Source organism: Vibrio sp. CyArs1, assembly GCF_022432925.1.
Lineage (GTDB): Bacteria > Pseudomonadota > Gammaproteobacteria > Enterobacterales > Vibrionaceae > Vibrio > Vibrio mediterranei.
In genome coordinates, this window is the sequence record NZ_JAKRBO010000003.1 from 423,233 (window position 1) to 439,242 (window position 16,010).

The following is a 16,010-nucleotide window of genomic DNA, read 5'->3' on the forward strand; positions in this document are numbered from 1 at the left end:
GCTATACCATATCTAATGTGAGTAACAGCCTTCGTTCATTTGGCAGAACCTCAGGTGAGCGATGAACCAGCCCCAACGCTTCGTTACCTTCCCATCCACTGCCTTTTAACAACGCAACGTCACCAGAAGACAGTTGATTGATACTAGCTTCATTAGGATAAATACCAGACAGATGATCGGGCTTACCATGACTTCCTGCACCGAGTTTACGGCGGTCAACGTCGTTATTACTTAGCCATTGGGTCGCACTGCCAAGATAAGTCGTCACGAGTCGACAGGGGACATGATCGACATGAAATTTAGGACACATGGGTTTATCTAAACGAGTCAGACGCAAGCCCGCCTCCTTTAAATCGAATAGACAACAGAACATATCAACGATAAGCGCAATGTCTTCGCCTAAAGCCTCTGCGCAATCATGACTAGCCAGCTTCTCCTTTACCCAATGTGCTGTGTTGCTGGGTGTGACAGTTTGCACTAGCGCTAAAGATGTCTGCTCTTGAAGCAGCAACTCTATACTTTGTGTCATTTCTGTTGAGAGTGAGCGATGCCAAACCGCGATGTTGTGTTCTGGCTGATAAATTCCCGTCAGAGCGCTAGGTTGTAGGCTCAGTGGCAGTGGAGGGGATATTCCCAGATCTGTGGCTGTATTGGTTAAGTAGTTATGCATAAGTGCTTAGCCTCCATTCTCTTGACGTTTGACGGTAGCTTTCCAAACCAAGCTTGAAACAAGAAATAGCCCAGCGGCGACACAAACGATCGTTGGGCCGGTAGGCGTATCCATTAGATAAGAAGTGCGCAGACCTACAATGCTGGAACTGCTTCCAATAACCGCCGCCAATACGACCATGATTTCGGGGGTGCGGCTAAATGGGCGGGCGGTGGCAGCAGGAATGATCAGCATGGCAACAATCAGCAAGACACCCACCACTTTAATGGCGACTGCAACGACGACAGCGAGTGCGATTGTGAGAATCAGTTGCTCCCTTTTGGGAGAATAGCCACTTGCTAACGCGAGATCTTTGTTTAAGGTGGAGAGCAGTAATCCAGACCAACGAAAGCCAATCAGTCCAACAACCAGTAACGTACCCAGCCAAATCACCAATAAATCGGTTTTGCTTACTGCCAGAATATCGCCGAATAAATAGGCCATCAGATCAAGGCGAATCCCGGATAAAAATGAGACAGCAACCAGACCGATTGCCAATGCCGAATGAGCCATGACGCCGAGTAAGGTATCCATGGCGTAACCTCTGCCGCTGAAGGTGGAGACGGTTATGGCCATCAGAAGCGCAATAATCAGCACGCCTGGAAAAATAGGCAGCGAAAATGCTAGTGACAACGCAACGCCCAGCATAGAGGCATGAGCGGTAGCATCACCAAAATAGGCCATGCGACGCCAGACAATAAAACAGCCCAATGGCGCGGCGGCTAATGTAACGCCAATTCCTGCTAAGGCCGCTCGCCAGAGAAAATCATCCAACATTGAGTCTTCCTTCTTGGAGAGCGATTGGGGAAGAGTGGTGTCGATAGACACCTAACACGTCTTCATCATCCAAACCGAATAGTGCTTTGTACTCTGGTGATGCACTGACCTTCTCTGGAACACCTTCACAGCACACATGCCCGTTTAAACAGATCACTCGATCTGTTCTTCGCATAACAACGTGAAGATCGTGACTGACCATGATGACAGCACATCTTGTTTGTTTGCGGATCGCGTCGATTTGTTGGTAGAAATCGACAGTACCTCGCTGGTCAAGTCCTTGAGTGGCCTCGTCGAGTAACAGTAGGGACGGTTGCTCCAGAAGTGCTCGAGCCAGTAGGACGCGTTGTAGTTGCCCGCCTGATAGCGACCGAAGTTGCTGTGTTTCTAAGTTAGCAACACCAGCTTGCTCCAAGGCTTGTTTTATCCTTGATTTGGAATGACGCAGAGGAAGCGTTAGAAAGCGATATACCGTCATAGGTAGGGTTTCATCAATATGTAAACGCTGGGGCACGTAGCCGATCTTCAAACTCTCACTGCGCTCGATGTGACCGCTAATTGGGAAGATTGCGCCTATCAAGGTCTTCAATAGTGTGGATTTACCTGACCCATTGGGGCCGACAATCGTGACTATTTCCCCCTGACTCACCGAGATATTTATGTTGTCCAATATTAAATGGCTACCAAATTTAACTGACAACCCGTGGGATGAAATCAACATTCACCTTCTCTCAACTTACTAAGTAACGACGATTTGCAAACCTGTGCATAGAGAAAAGATGCTTGCAAGACGTCTGGAATAAAAGTTATGTTATAACATAACAATTGTAGTTGCCAATCTTATATCTTAAAAAAACAGGGAGAAGAAAATGTTTAAAAAAGCCTTATCAGGCATGGTGGTTGGTTTGGTCGTAGCTTCAAACACTTACGCTAAGGTACCTAATGTGGCAGTGGATATTGCTCCATTGCATTCGTTAGTGTCTCAGGTGATGGATGGCGTTGGTGAGCCTGACTTATTGATTCGTCCCGAGTCATCACCTCATGAATACCATTTGCGTCCATCAGAGGCTAAAGCTCTCTCAGAAGCGAACGTTGTATTTTGGGTTGGCGAGGGGTTGACCCCATGGCTCGAAAAACCATTATCCAGCTTAGCTGGATCAGCAAAGAAAGTTGAGATGATGGAAGTGGATGGCACAACCTTGTATGACTTCCGTGAGGGTGCCACATTTGAGGCGCATGAACACCATGGAGATGAGGCTCATCATGATGAACATGAACATCACGATGCTGACCACCATGATAAACACCAAGAAGAGCATCATGAGCACCATCATGAAGGCCATGACCCACACGTATGGTTAGATCCTCAAAATGCCGAGGTTTGGGTTAAAGTCATCGCTAAAACACTCTCTGAAGCTGATAGTGAGCATGCATCGATTTATCAGCAGAACGCAAAAGCGACGATTTCTCGCTTACAACAACTGACTTCTGAGATAAAACAGCAAACCCAGAATCTGGGCGGTATTAAATTCATTGTTTTCCACGATGCCTATCAGTATTTCGAACAACGTTTTGGAGTGTTAGCGTCAGGGGCAATATCAGTATCGGACGCGTCGAAGCCAAGTCCTGCGCGTATTACTCAAATTCGCAACACGGTAAAAGAGCTCGGAGTGACTTGTGTGTTTACGGAACCTCAGTTTAATCCGCAACTGGTAAATTCAGTGTTTGAAAACTCTACTGTTACTACCATCGGTGTGATGGATCCTATCGGTGCTGATATCGCAGTAGGTAAAGACCAATATAGTCAGCTGTTGCTGGCGATGCTAGGTAGCCTTCAACAGTGCCAACAGTAAACTCACAATAGTGAATAACCTCTCTGCATTGTGATATGCAGAGAGGTTTATCTGTTTGTTATGCCTTATGCCGTTTCAAAGAACGCCTTGTGATAGGTTACTTCACCTTTAGGGATAGTATTCCCAAATCCTTTCACCAAGAAGTATTCTGCTGGGACATCTGCAAACGTTAGGTTTGGATGAGATTCGAAACCAAAGCGTCCGTAATAACTTGCGTCTCCAAGTAACACAATGCCTTGATAACCGAGTTGTTTGATTTGAGCTTCCCCTTCTCGAATCAGCGCTCCGCCTATGCCTTTGCCTTGATGCTCTGGAATGACAGATACAGGACCCAATCCAACCCAAGTTGAAGCTTCACCATCTATTAGGATTGGTGAAAACGCAATATGACCGATAACCTCGTTATTGGCTTCGCACACAAGAGAAACAGTAAGTGCGTTGTCACGACGAAGTCCGTCGACAATGAGATGTTCTGTTGGTTTCGCACCTGGTTCGTGATGTGGGTGGTTCTCAAATGCTTGATATGTTATTGAGTGGATCTGTTTAGTATCTTCGTGAGTTTCTGTTCTGATTTTCATGCAATTACCTGCTATTTGGCCACGCTTGTTTAAGCATCAAGCCGCTGTTCTTAGCTTATGTGATGTCGTCACTATAAAGTGTGAAGTTATAGACAGGTCAACGACAATTTCTAAAATTCTTATTCGATTGGGAAAGGGGGGAATAACGACGAGTTCTACGAAGGCTCTATTTGTAGATAGATACCTTTTTAGAGAGATACCTCGCTAAGGCAAAGTGCATCTGACTTAGCGAGGTTGCATGACGAATGTTATCTAGCTTGACTTAAATTGCTTTCAGGTCGGGCAGAGTATACGCCCCAATATGCTCCATACTTGGTAAGTAGATTCGCATGTTGATGGAAATATTGTCCGTCGGAATATGAAGTAGGTTATCTACATCGCCACATGATCTGGTCTCGGTGTTGCCGTAATACACCGTAAACGATCCATCTTGATTAAACGCCATGTCCTCATTTGAAAGAATGGAATAGTCATCTGTTGCGATATATTGTTTATCGTCGTAGATGGTGATTGAGAAAAATCCGAGCTCCTCATCTTCCATTTTTGGTTTTGGGTAATTAGCAACGTAGCAGGCGTCTTTATCCAAGTTATATTCGGCCACCTTATAACTTGCGTGCGCATCAGGCAGTAGACCTGTTGAGATGGCAACACCGCGATTTCGTGCATCCTGATCTATCGTGATACCTGCCTGGAGATCTGCCATAGCATTGGCTATACCCTGTGACTGAGCGATGGATACCCATTTATGATGTATAGGTTTAAATGTGTCCATATCCCAAGCGGTGACTTTATATGGTGTTGGTTCAAAAGCTCTGTCTACATACTCAAAGTGCAGTTGATCTTGGAAATCATTTACTTTTTCGATATCTGATGCTTGGGAGGCATTCACTTGGGTACGTGCATAAAACGCAATGTAGTCACTGGTGTCTGTGGCTTTAATAATGTGCTCACCTGACCCGTAGAAGACATAGGCGGTGTCATGATTGTGATTCATGACGTGCAGAGAGACATAACGTCCATCAAATTCTGGAATCGTAACCTTTATGTCAGAGCGGGCATCTGCAATAACGAATGAATATAGCGTGTCTCGATTCATCATCGGTGCAGGTTGCTCATCTAGTGCAATGGGTGCTCTATGATGATGCCAATCTTGAAGAGCACCGTTACCCGCTTCAACATTCATTGCCATATCAAACATGGCAGTTGAGTAATTCTCTTCCGTGACGGTTACTAATTCCGAAGCGAAAACGGTTGATGAGGTCAGTGATAATAAGGTTGCTAAAAGAGTCTTTTTCATGCTTGGCCTGTGTTGGTCTGCGCGTTGCTCCAAATGGGTTGGAGTGTGGTTTTAAAAGTGTCCTTCGATCTTGTTAATTCATCCTGATGACAAATAATTTACCAAGGTGACATGATTAGATATATTTAATATTAATTAGCATCATCTTTAGATTTATTTAACACTATGAGTAATATTCTGACGAACTTAGATTTAAACCTCTTAAAGGCGTTTGTGATTACCTATAAAGAGCGCAACTTAAAACGTGCTGCAGAGCGGCTGTTTATCACGGCTCCAGCGGTAAGTGTCAAACTCAATAAGTTGAAACAAGAGCTTGGAGGAGAGTTGTTTATTAAAGTACCTACCGGCTTTGAACCTACGGCTTTGGCGGATCATCTCTACGAAAGAGTCGAGCCGTTGTTGAATCAACTCTATTCCGATATTGGTAGTTTAAAAGGGTTTGAGCCAGCTAAGCTGAGTGGAAGAGTGAATATAGATTTAGGGCAACACTTTATCAGTTGGTTTGCACCCAAGCTTTTTTCTTTGGTTAAATCCAGCGCCCATCAAGCGAGCATGACTTTCAATGGTTTTTCAGAAAATACTATAAGTAACCTCAGGCATGGGGATGTAGATATAGGTATTGAGTATGCGAGGGTCGATATTCCAAAAGACATTATGGAACTCCCACTCAAGATCAAACCTTTGGTAATAGCTGTTAGAAAAGATCACCCTATCACGAGCAAGACGGCGAGAGTTGAGGAGTTGGCGGGTTACGGCTGTGCAATGATAGAACTGAATCTAGATGAAGGTGGTAAACGCTGGCATTTTATCCACGAAGCGGAGCGCCAGTGTGGAGTGAAATTGGAGCCTGAGTTTACCTCGAGTTCACTTGAAGCTGTCGTAGAAACGCTCTGTCACTCCAATATGTTCTGTCCGGCATCCAAACACATTGTAGAGCAGTATTCAGACAAGCTAAAAAGTATAGAATTTGTTGAAATGCTAGATTTGGTTAATTATCCCGTTAGCCTCTATCTTCATAGAAGGAATAGACATTCTCCGAAACATCAATGGCTAATAGACCAAATACAATTGGGATTCTCTACGTTTAATGTGTGAAAAGCGCACATTATCTTCCCAGTAGGCGCTCATATTGCTGACAATCTTCAGTCTAGAACCAGAACTGAATGTACAAAAAAAGACCTATATGAATAGGTCTTTTCAATCTAGCTACTTTATTTAATAGCATGCTTAACGCAACTTTTAAACCCTTAGTACTTTTTAAGAATTTCCACGATAGCGGCTTCATTATCCGCGGCGATGATGGCGTCCACGTCTTCATCGTTTTGGAACAGTTCTGCCAATGCCATGATAGTTTGGATATGGCTATCAGAATCCATCGCTGCCAATGTGACCGAGAAGTAGACGTCGCCGTTATCTTCTGATTCTAAGTCAACACCATTCTTAAATACCGTGATTTGAAGCGCTTGCTCATTCACGCCGTCTTCTGGACGAGCATGTGGCATGGCGATTTTTGGAGCTAGTACATAGTAAGCACCAATTTCTTTGTGCTTAACCTTAATTGCTTCCAAATAACGTGGCTCGACCTTACCTTGTTCAATCAGCTTTGAACATGTGATATCTAACGCCGCGTCTACGCTTAAGCTCGTTTCGTGAGAGATAACGATGCCGTTATCTCCAATTAGATTCATGATGCTCATGATACAATCCAACCTAGAATCAGACCAACTACACCGAAGTCGAAGTCAGCGAACGTCGTTGCTTCAAGACCTAGGCCGCCTAGTACTGGCAGTAGTAACATTGGTAGGAACGAGATACATAGACCTTGAGTGAATGCACCTAGTACTGCACCGCGAAGACCACCTGTTGCGTTACCATAAACACCTGCCGCACCACCTACGAAGAAGTGAGGAACAACACCTGCTACGATAATGGTCCAGTCAAACATGCCTTGGATACCCATTGCTACAAGACCTGCTGAGAATGAAGATAGGAAACCAATCAGTACAGCGTTAGGAGCAACTGGGAATACCATAGGACAGTCTAGTGCTGGTTTTGCACCTGGTACAAGTTTGTCCGAGATACCCTTAAATGCCGGTACAATTTCAGCAATCAGCATCTTCACGCCTTGTAGTACGATGTACACGCCACCAGCGAAAGTCAGAGATTGCATGAAGGTGAATACTACCCAGTTTTGACCACCTGAAACACCTTCTACAAACTCACCGCCTGCAAAGATAGATGCGATCATAAAGAACACAGCCATAGTTGTAGCAACAGCGACAGGCGTATCACGCAAGAACATAAGGCTCTTTGGAACATTAATGTGCTCAGTTGATTTTTCTGGGTTACCAAATTTGCTACCGATGAAGCCAGCAACGATGTAAGACAGTGTTGAGAAGTGACCCATTGCTAATTGATCGGTACCCATAACTTTCTCAGTATATTTCTGAGCTAGAGCCGGCATAATGACCATTAGAGAACCAACAATTATTGCACCCATCGCAACTAGAGTCGCACCTGTAATACCTGCTGTTGACAGAATAACTGCAACTAGCATAGACATAAACATAGTGTGGTGACCAGTTAGGAAAATATATTTTAGCGGTGTGAAACGAGCCAAAAGAATATTAACGATAAATGCGAAGAACATAATTAGTGCCATTTCATAACCGAATGCTTCTTGTGCTAGAGCAACAATTGCTTCGTTATTTGGAATAACACCACTTACACCAAATGCTTCTGTAAATACAGTGGAGAAGTTATTTAGTGCGCCAACTAAAGCGCCAGCACCAAAACCTAAAATTAGGAAACCCATTACGGTTTTAATAGTGCCTTTTAGAATAGTTGAAACATCAGCTTTCTGTGCAATAAGGCCAATGAAAGCTATTAAACCAACCATGATTGCGGGCTCTTTTAATAAGCCCAGCATAAACTCGAAGAAGTTAGCCATTATACTTTTTCCTTAGATGAATTTTTTCAATTGCTCTTCAATTGAAGCTTTGTCAAAAATATTCGCTAGGCTAACAATATTCTCTTTACCAGCATCTGCTAATTGCGTTGCAACATCAGTAGCTGCTACCCAAATATCAGCATTGCTTGATGCTGCTGATGATAGATCTTCATGATCAACTTCTGCATCTAGACCAATTTTCCCTGCTACTTCTTTAACTGCCATTTCCATCATTAATGAAGTACCAAGACCGTTTCCGCATACAACCATTATCTTTTTCATATCGTCATTCTCTGTAGAGTTATTGAGAAGGAGGCCGTTCACCTCTCTATTGGATTGAGTGCATCATAACGAAAAACAGGAGGGTTGCCATGGATCCAAATCACAAAATCAAGTTGACCTTATGATCTGGATCACAGTATTGGTGGGGTAATATCGATTAAAACTTGAGCGCTAATACTTAAGGGTTATTTGTGGATTTAATAGGATGGTAGCGATGAAACATCACAAGAGAAATAATGTGATCTGTGTATATGAATAGATTTTCACTTGTTTATAATTGGTAGGGGACGATGTTATTACTTACCATAATCAGTGAGCATTTTCTTAAGGAGCTTATTAACGTCCTTGGTCTTTTTATTTCTTTTTGTAAGAGCACTTAATGAGGTTGGTAGCTGCGGTTTATCGGAATCTTCGACTGTATCTTCGGCTTTATCTCTCAATTTCTGTACAGCAGGTAAAAGCATGCGAACTTCATCACCGAGTTCATTTTCCAATACGACAATGTTATCTGACTCAACTTGAATAATAGTTAACAAACCATGGTTTGGTGATTGAATAGTTTCACCAACCATTGATGATTGAACTGGAACAGAACGGTCGGTAAGTTGACCACTTCGAAGTTTAGCGGCTGTAATTGAACGTATATTACCGGTATTTTCAAACGCAACAATGACGGTATGTGTATTGTAGTATTCCACAACAGTAACATAACCATGCTTTTTAGTTTCAAATCTCGCACCTATTTGCATATCTAATGGTGCGTCCATTTTTTTTATTAACATTTAGTTTCCAGTGTACAAACTTTTTAATTTCACTTAGCTAAGTATACACCCTAGATTTTTCAATATAAATATTTGTATTAGGCTAGTCACCATATTAGTTTAGGTGTTGGGCAACATAAGGACTTAAAGGCAACCATGAAATGCCGCCTTAGATCCTCTAGCGATCTTCTGTTGACTGTTTTTCCTTCAAGGCGTTAGCTGCGTAGCGAACTGCGAACACACACAAAAGCATCATAATAAAAGGAATGGACGCCAAGGAGATTTCTAGCCAAGGGAAGTCGGTGAAGTATTTTGAAAGTAACAAGTGGGAAATGATGTTCAGTAAAGCAATCACTATTGCCACCACGAGTAGTTTCATCTCTTTGTTCATCCGATTTTCCTGCTGAGAATGATAGTTTAGGAGAGGCGCTATGGTTTCAAGCATGAGGGCGTTATTGTGCCACAAGGAGGACAGCGTTTATCGTGTTCATGATCTCGTATTCTCAAATTGTAGTAACCACATTTAATCATCAAGTGAGAGTGGTTAACGTTCCCCAACGTAGGCATTTAGTTCGTTCGATTAGCTATGTTAGACTCGCCACGAAAGGGCGGAGTTTAGAAAGGAAGATAGGTTGAAATCTGGTTTAATATCATTTCTTGCATTTGTGCCAGTGTTAAGTCAAGCAAGTACCTTGTGTCACCAAGAAGAAAATTGGTTAGCGGGATGCGAGCTTCGTAACGATAAGGTTGTTAGTTTCTGTACTGATAAAGCAGGGTTAACGACATACCGTTACGGTAAACCTAACAACATTGAGTTGACTATAAAGGAACGCCAGCCAGGGACAATGAAGACACTGAGTGAAGGGTATTCACGAGGAGCTGCTTCGGAGTATCAAGCTCAAAATGGCCGTTATACCTACACTTATACTGATGGGCTTTATGGAAGCAACGACGCAACCTATCTCTTAATGGAGCTCAATCATAGAGGATTTGAAATCGCTGGATTAACTGAAACCACGCTGTCTCATCATACCGTAGACAAATCGCTTACCGTTTCTCACGATTCTAAGGGCGCACTGGCCAACATCAAATGCGATGACGACAGTCATTTTTATGGAGAGCCCGTTGGACGAAGTGAATACATTCATATCCTCCGAAATGTAACGGATAAATATCGCTTACCATTGGCGGACTTGCCTTCTCAATGTCAGTCTGATGCCGCACCTTGTGTAAAACTGTATGAGGACTTCAATCGAGATTTCATTTTTGTGCAGTTCCAATCTATCGATCAAAGTAGTTTTGTGAATGACAAAGCGTATTTAATCAAAATGGCAACGGGAGATATTAGTCAGGTCACAATGCAAACTCTGTCATCGTCAGATGAGACTCAGATGAAACCGCTGCTTTATCTTACTGTCGATGCAAAACAGTTGGTGGTTAGCCTAGAAAGCGAAGTACGTTAGTAACTCTTCAGCGCTACTCAACTAATTGTCCCTAGTCCTAGGTAACATTTCATCCTCACACGTGAATACGGTCGAAAAATCTCATACTTCACGCGACGTCAGTGTTCTAGTTGTCATTATAATTTCGCTACCCAACGTTTTGATGTGTAAAGGAATAAGGAGAACTTGAACATGTGGAGTCAGATCTGGGGATTTGTGACTAGTAATGCAGCTTCGATAGTTGAGCAGGTAGAATCTGCCGTAGATGATTACTTCTATACGGATGAAGAAAAGAGCAGAGACAGCGTCTCAGCACAGAAAAATCGCACAAAGTTTAAAGCACAAATGGCGGCGATTACTTCACAGTTAGCACAAAATGAACAGCGCTTTAAAGTTCAACTAGAACAGCTAATCGCAGAGCGCGAAAAACAAATCCACGATACCTACCAACGAGAAATCAGTGCCTCGAAAGATGTCATTGTCGCCGAGCTTCACCAATCCGATCTTTACACTAAGCGAGCAAGGCCAACAGTGATTTATGCGGGGCTTTTGTTTGTGTTTCTAGAACTGCTTGGGTTGAGAGTAGCGTTACTTTCCCACCTTGAAGCGAGCTCGGCCGTTATTGAAAGCTCTACGGCAATATTATCGGCATTTCTGTATATGTGGGGAACAGTAGCAGGTGCCTACGCATTAGGGAGAAGTGCCGAAAAACGCGGCATCTCTAATTCGGTTACGCGATTGGTAACCGGTGCTTCAAAAGCACAAAGTGACAACTCCGCTAAAACCCTTGAACAGAGAGTGAAGGAGCAAATTACGTGGTAACCATAGTGTTGCATTGTTCTGATTCTCATTTTGGTAATGCTGCGCTCATTGCGAAATGGCATCTGGCGAGAGGCTGGCAAGGGATTGGATATCATTACGTGATTTTGAATGGCTGGCTGAGCGCCAGATCTTATCATCCTTGCTATAACGGTCACATTGAAACTGGACGAGCGTTGAATAGCGATTCCTTGGTCTCTCCTTTTGAAGTAGGTGCTCATGTGAAAGGGCACAACGCTCAATCTGTTGGGATATGCTTGATTGGTCGCTCTGGTGTGTTTACCGATGAACAGTTGAACGCAGCATTGTCGATTGTCTATCAACTGGAGAGACAGTTTGGAGAGATAAGAATTGTTCAACATAGTGAGCTTGATGGAAACAAACCAGAGTGTGCGGGTTTAGATATGGTTCGTTTCCAAGCTAATCTGCGCTGTTACAGACTATTAATTGAGGTGTGTTGAGAGCGGATAAAGTGGTCACCACCTAAAGCGGACGAATAGCGATGCGCGATGGTGAGATGCCCGTCAGTCGCTTAAAAGCGCGCGAAAACTGAGATATGCTTGAGAAGCCCATATTAACTGCTACGCGCGATACTGTTTCACCGCGTTGCAGTTGTTCCATAGCTATGTCTAAAATTAGGTTGTCTCTTAGTTGTCGAAAAGTGATACCTTGCTCCTTAAGTCGACGTTGAAGTGTGCGTTTACTAACATTGATCACTTGAGCGGCTCGCTCTAGGTCAAACTTAATTTCTAATACATACGGACGAAGCGCGCTGTATATATGACTGATGGCGTTGTAATAAATCCCGTTGTTTTCCTCTTCTTCTTTACGAAACCCCACCTCACTTTTCGTCACTGTGATAGTTGACTGCGCCAATGAATGTTCAATGACCACGCCACAAACAGTGCGAGCTTGAACAAACTGAATTGTTGCTGGAAAACACTGGATAATGTCGTCATGACACAATGACTGTAAGTGCACTTGCGTTGGTATCCAATCTGTTTTGGTTAACGCTTGAATGGTTTCTATCATTGCCCAAAGACTAAACACTTCGGACCAGACAAAAGTGGTATCTTCAGTATTTACTGCTTTGTAGCGAGAAAATAGAAAATGATCGCCAAATAGTTTCAACTCAATGTCCGATTGAGGTAACTGAACTTGAAGTGCTTGAATGACCTGTTTCAGTGCGTCTTCGAGAGTGGTTTCTGAACTTACGTTACATAGCAATTGTGGGACAATATGTTCTCGTAATGCAATACGCACTACTTGTGTGCCAGATTCAGGACCCAGTTGATCATACGTAAGTTGAACCAGACGAAAGACGGCTTGCAAAGGAAGAAATGTGGGTTCCGCTTGTTCATATTCGGTCGGTAGACCAGCCGAAGATACGAACTCGTGAACATCAACACCGCTGCGGCGCAATTGAGATAAAATACTCGTGGCATAGTCGCTATAAACAACGGGAATCATAAACTCTCCTTCATGGTGGTTAGAATTCGATTAAGACGCAGCAAATAAAGTCGATGGATAGAATGAGATGCGCTAGGAGCGCATCATCAGTTGAGAAATCGAGTTAAGGTCATGACTTAACTACGGTTTTCTCTGGTGTGATTTTCCCATCCAGTACTTTTTGGTTCACGCCGTAATAGCGAACGGTAAAAGAGAAGTTTTGGCCGTTGGTGTCAATGTTGTTGATTGCCTCTTGCCCACAGTTGAAAGAGACAGTGACGGAGCCATTCGCATTTTTCTGCCAGTTATTTGATGACACATGATTGGCACCATCGATCAGGTAGCGGTTTTCGTCATATGGCGTAACGGATGTAAAGTACTTGGAGTCAGGACTCTCGAATGTTGTTGTCTGGCACTGATTCGCCTTTAACATGACCGAGTTAGTATAAAGGTTCGCGACGTTGACCTCAGGCGAAGAGCCTCCCCAGCCGTTGGCATTTTCTAGGTTCCACTGATGAAGATCGGTAATGTCAGACGATGAGCGTGGAAAAGTGTAAGCGAAGACTTTGCCCTGAGTTTCAGCGGTTAACTTTGAAGTCCATGCCTCTACTTCGTCGAAGTCGTAGTTTTTGACTTGATAAGTACCAAATTTCAACTGGTCAGTCGTAATTCTGTCCTGAGCAGCTCTCGCTGCATCGAGGCCTTTCTCAGTACCAGTGCGGTAAATCAGAAAGGCATAGTCTGTTTCTACTTTGGTTGTGTAAGAACCTTCACCCACGACGTAATGTTCCCCATGGCCACCCTCATTGACTACTTGAACGGCCATATAGACATCGCTTTGCGGGATATCGAATGAGACAAAGCCATTCTGCGCTTCAACAATGGCTACAGAGTAAAGCGTGTCATCATTCATTTGCACTGTAGGGGCGGCTTTACCACGTGGTGGTAGGTTTCGCATATGAGTGATGTGTTGGTTAGCTCCGAGCGCTGCCCAATTGCGATAGTTGCGTGCTGTCTCTGCAAACGCGTAGTTTTGCTCGGTTACTTTGATGAATTCGTTGCTGTCATTATTAGTAGTGGTGGTTCCACAGGCGCTGAGCACAAAGCTTAAGCTGATGACAGAAGTGGCGAGTAACGTTTTCTTGAGTATCATAACTATCTCCGAGGGTAGTAATTAACCAAAGTGACGATTAACTCAACCTTGTATTTAATCGCGTTCTTGAATGAGGTTAAGACTATGTAGAGATAGGTATTATTACCAATGATACCTTTTTATTTCAGATATGCATGAAGCGTATATCTTGATTAACTACCTGATACCGATATCTTTTCTGCCAGCGTTTCCAACATCAATGTTTTAAACCACTTATGAGCGGGACTGCTCAAGGTGCGGCGATGTTCAATCAAATAGATACTGACTAAATACGGCTTGTCATTAAACGGCTTGATGATCTTGAGGTTGGAGCTTTTCTCAAACGTTTGGGCCAGTGCGTGGCTCGAAATCATTAATCTATCGGTGTCTTCAAGTGATTCCATCAATGTGGCGAGTTGTCCTGATTTTAAAGCGATGGTTCTTGATAGTCCTTGATTGGCAAGCTCTATATCAATCGGGTTGAGATAATGCTGAGTAGAGCGCACGTCTAGAGATAGGTCGACAAATTGATACTCTAAGCAATCTTTGATGCTTATAGTCTGTTTATCCAGCAATGGGTGGCTATTCGAACCATAGATAACAGGGTAAGTGCTTCCAATCTTTTCACAGTGGTACTCCTCACTTTGTATCACTTCTTCAACGTGAATTGAAAAATCCACTTGCCCGTCTTTTAAGAGCTGAGTAGGGTCGAGAGACGAGGGGTATTCTTCAAGGGATGCGTTAGGGGCGACTTCTTTAATTGCTTTGGCTAAAGGAGCAGTGAGAAAGCGGCTCATTAACGGTGGTACAGAAATTCTAAAGGCGCGTTCACATTGACTGGGCGAGAAGTTCAGTCCATTAAGTAAGGCATCAATGGATAGCAGGATTCGATCGAGTTCAGGCTCTAGTTCAAGGGTTTTAGTTGTGGGTTGCAGACCATTGGATTCGCGGTAAAACAAAGGATCGTCAAAAAGCGCTCTCAACCGGGAAAGGGTACGACTCATCGCTGGTTGGGAGAGGTAGAGCTTTTCAGCCGCTCGTGACACATTGCGCTCTTTTATCAGTACGCTAAGTGATACCAGCAAATTTAAGTCTATTCTTGATAGTTCCTGCTCAAGAGTCTTCATATCTTCCTTGCTCACTATTTATTACACAAAAGCATATCAGTATTAATACTATTGCCTTTGAATTAATATCGCTAGCCGATAATGACCTCGACGTGCTGGGAGCGCAAATGTTTAACCATGTTTTCTGGTACTGCGTCATCAGTCAACAAAATGGAGATTTCGCTGGTGTCGCCAATCGACGACGGAAAGATCTGCCCGAACTTGCTGGAATCGGTTAAGACGATATTGCGGCGTTTCTTCTGGATGATGGTATCGGCAATGTCTGCACGCATCATATCGCGACTAGTGAAGCCGGTATCAATATCAAAGCCATCGATACCTAAAAACGCAGTACTAAAATGAATGTTCTCAATGCAAAGCTTGGTTAGTGGCCCAACTAAACTTTCGCCTTGATGTTGGTAAACACCGCCCAGCAAAATGATGTTGGCTGAGGTATGACGAACGAGATGCGCAATGTAGGCCGAAGGAGTGATGATGGTGACATCACCTCTTTCTGCTAGTGTACGAGCAAGTAACGCATTGGCACTGCCGCCTTCGATAAGCACCGTTTCATTAGCGGCAACAAGATCAGCAGCCTTGTTGGCAAGCTGCTGTTTTATATCGAAATGCACTTCAAGGCGCGAGTCGATGTCATCACTTTGCAAGGAAACAGCGGCACCATGAACTCGTTTTAAGTAGCCGTTTTGCTCTAGATAGTTTAGGTCTTGACGTATGGTTACACCGGAAACACCAGTGAGCTCAGAGAGGTCGGTGACTTGCACTCGTGTTCTGTCGTTCACTAAGTTTAAGATTTCAGACTGTCTGGAATTCATTTAGGCTCCGGGTGTTTGCATG

General features: G+C 43.6%; 19 protein-coding genes. 5 read left to right on the top strand and 14 right to left on the bottom strand.

Going from position 1 to position 16,010, the window contains the following annotated elements; translation table 11 throughout:
* Position 1: 1 nt before the first annotated feature.
* From MMA19_RS12460 to MMA19_RS12470, 3 genes are read right to left on the bottom strand one after another with little or no spacing between them, the layout of a single operon-like run.
* Positions 2-670 (bottom strand): DUF1826 domain-containing protein, encoded by a 669-nt coding sequence (locus MMA19_RS12460; RefSeq protein WP_107305993.1) that lies wholly within the window; start codon positions 668-670, stop codon positions 2-4.
* A gap of 6 nt (positions 671-676) precedes the next feature.
* Entirely contained in the window at positions 677-1,486 is an 810-nt protein-coding gene (locus MMA19_RS12465; protein WP_107305992.1) for a metal ABC transporter permease, read from the bottom strand.
* Positions 1,476-2,207, bottom strand: coding sequence for an ATP-binding cassette domain-containing protein (locus MMA19_RS12470; RefSeq protein ID WP_240206352.1), 732 nt, complete (start codon positions 2,205-2,207; stop codon positions 1,476-1,478). Before MMA19_RS12470 ends, MMA19_RS12465 begins: the two co-directional genes overlap by 11 nt.
* A 148-nt stretch (positions 2,208-2,355) precedes the next feature.
* Here MMA19_RS12470 and MMA19_RS12475 point away from each other — a divergent pair, with 148 nt between their 5' ends.
* Positions 2,356-3,339 carry a zinc ABC transporter substrate-binding protein gene (locus MMA19_RS12475; protein WP_240206353.1) on the top strand — a complete coding sequence of 328 codons (984 nt, stop codon included), beginning with the start codon at positions 2,356-2,358 and terminating at the stop codon, positions 3,337-3,339.
* 65 nt (positions 3,340-3,404) lie between these two features.
* Here the strand turns inward: MMA19_RS12475 and MMA19_RS12480 are convergent, their stop codons facing one another.
* The gene (locus MMA19_RS12480) at positions 3,405-3,917 is read right to left on the bottom strand and encodes an N-acetyltransferase (protein WP_240206354.1); all 513 of its coding nucleotides are present in this window, start codon (positions 3,915-3,917) and stop codon (positions 3,405-3,407) included.
* 262 nt (positions 3,918-4,179) lie between these two features.
* Complete coding sequence (locus tag MMA19_RS12485; RefSeq protein WP_239913697.1) at positions 4,180-5,214, bottom strand: DUF1214 domain-containing protein; 1,035 nt, start codon at positions 5,212-5,214, stop codon at positions 4,180-4,182.
* A 165-nt stretch (positions 5,215-5,379) separates the two neighbouring features.
* Here MMA19_RS12485 and MMA19_RS12490 point away from each other — a divergent pair, with 165 nt between their 5' ends.
* Positions 5,380-6,309: a LysR family transcriptional regulator gene (locus MMA19_RS12490; protein ID WP_240206355.1), complete on the top strand. Its 930-nt coding sequence runs from the start codon at positions 5,380-5,382 to the stop codon at positions 6,307-6,309.
* A 152-nt stretch (positions 6,310-6,461) separates the two neighbouring features.
* Here the strand turns inward: MMA19_RS12490 and MMA19_RS12495 are convergent, their stop codons facing one another.
* The 5 genes from MMA19_RS12495 to MMA19_RS12515 form a co-directional block, all read right to left on the bottom strand.
* Positions 6,462-6,911, bottom strand: coding sequence for a PTS sugar transporter subunit IIA (locus tag MMA19_RS12495; RefSeq protein WP_236110071.1), 450 nt, complete (start codon positions 6,909-6,911; stop codon positions 6,462-6,464).
* Positions 6,908-8,164: a PTS ascorbate transporter subunit IIC gene (locus MMA19_RS12500; RefSeq protein ID WP_006069231.1), complete on the bottom strand. Its 1,257-nt coding sequence runs from the start codon at positions 8,162-8,164 to the stop codon at positions 6,908-6,910. Before MMA19_RS12500 ends, MMA19_RS12495 begins: the two co-directional genes overlap by 4 nt.
* 12 nt (positions 8,165-8,176) lie before the next feature.
* Positions 8,177-8,446 carry a PTS sugar transporter subunit IIB gene (locus MMA19_RS12505; RefSeq protein WP_006069230.1) on the bottom strand — a complete coding sequence of 90 codons (270 nt, stop codon included), beginning with the start codon at positions 8,444-8,446 and terminating at the stop codon, positions 8,177-8,179.
* A gap of 296 nt (positions 8,447-8,742) precedes the next feature.
* Positions 8,743-9,228, bottom strand: a complete 486-nt coding sequence (locus MMA19_RS12510; protein WP_038221557.1) for a hypothetical protein — start codon at positions 9,226-9,228, stop codon at positions 8,743-8,745.
* Between the two features lie 157 nt (positions 9,229-9,385).
* The gene (locus tag MMA19_RS12515; protein ID WP_006069228.1) at positions 9,386-9,598 is read right to left on the bottom strand and encodes a hypothetical protein; all 213 of its coding nucleotides are present in this window, start codon (positions 9,596-9,598) and stop codon (positions 9,386-9,388) included.
* Between the two features lie 241 nt (positions 9,599-9,839).
* On the opposite strand from MMA19_RS12515, the gene MMA19_RS12520 reads away from it, so the two are divergent.
* From MMA19_RS12520 to MMA19_RS12530, 3 genes are all read left to right on the top strand, one after another.
* The gene (locus tag MMA19_RS12520; RefSeq protein ID WP_240206356.1) at positions 9,840-10,670 is read left to right on the top strand and encodes a hypothetical protein; all 831 of its coding nucleotides are present in this window, start codon (positions 9,840-9,842) and stop codon (positions 10,668-10,670) included.
* Between the two features lie 171 nt (positions 10,671-10,841).
* Positions 10,842-11,471, top strand: coding sequence for a 3TM-type holin (locus MMA19_RS12525; protein ID WP_038226262.1), 630 nt, complete (start codon positions 10,842-10,844; stop codon positions 11,469-11,471).
* Positions 11,465-11,929 (top strand): N-acetylmuramoyl-L-alanine amidase, encoded by a 465-nt coding sequence (locus tag MMA19_RS12530; protein ID WP_240206357.1) that lies wholly within the window; start codon positions 11,465-11,467, stop codon positions 11,927-11,929. The genes MMA19_RS12525 and MMA19_RS12530 overlap by 7 nt, the downstream gene beginning before the upstream one ends.
* A gap of 22 nt (positions 11,930-11,951) precedes the next feature.
* Here the strand turns inward: MMA19_RS12530 and MMA19_RS12535 are convergent, their stop codons facing one another.
* The 4 genes from MMA19_RS12535 to MMA19_RS12550 all read right to left on the bottom strand — a co-directional run bounded on the left by MMA19_RS12535 (position 11,952) and on the right by MMA19_RS12550 (position 15,988).
* On the bottom strand, positions 11,952-12,938 hold the full coding sequence (locus MMA19_RS12535; RefSeq protein ID WP_240206358.1) for a helix-turn-helix domain-containing protein: 987 nt from the start codon (positions 12,936-12,938) through the stop codon (positions 11,952-11,954).
* 109 nt (positions 12,939-13,047) lie between these two features.
* Complete coding sequence (locus MMA19_RS12540) at positions 13,048-14,070, bottom strand: DUF1254 domain-containing protein (protein ID WP_236110076.1); 1,023 nt, start codon at positions 14,068-14,070, stop codon at positions 13,048-13,050.
* 152 nt (positions 14,071-14,222) lie between these two features.
* On the bottom strand, positions 14,223-15,176 hold the full coding sequence (locus tag MMA19_RS12545) for a LysR family transcriptional regulator (RefSeq protein ID WP_240206359.1): 954 nt from the start codon (positions 15,174-15,176) through the stop codon (positions 14,223-14,225).
* Positions 15,177-15,247: 71 nt separating this feature from the next.
* Complete coding sequence (locus MMA19_RS12550) at positions 15,248-15,988, bottom strand: DNA-binding transcriptional regulator YciT (protein ID WP_240206360.1); 741 nt, start codon at positions 15,986-15,988, stop codon at positions 15,248-15,250.
* Positions 15,989-16,010: the final 22 nt, after the last annotated feature.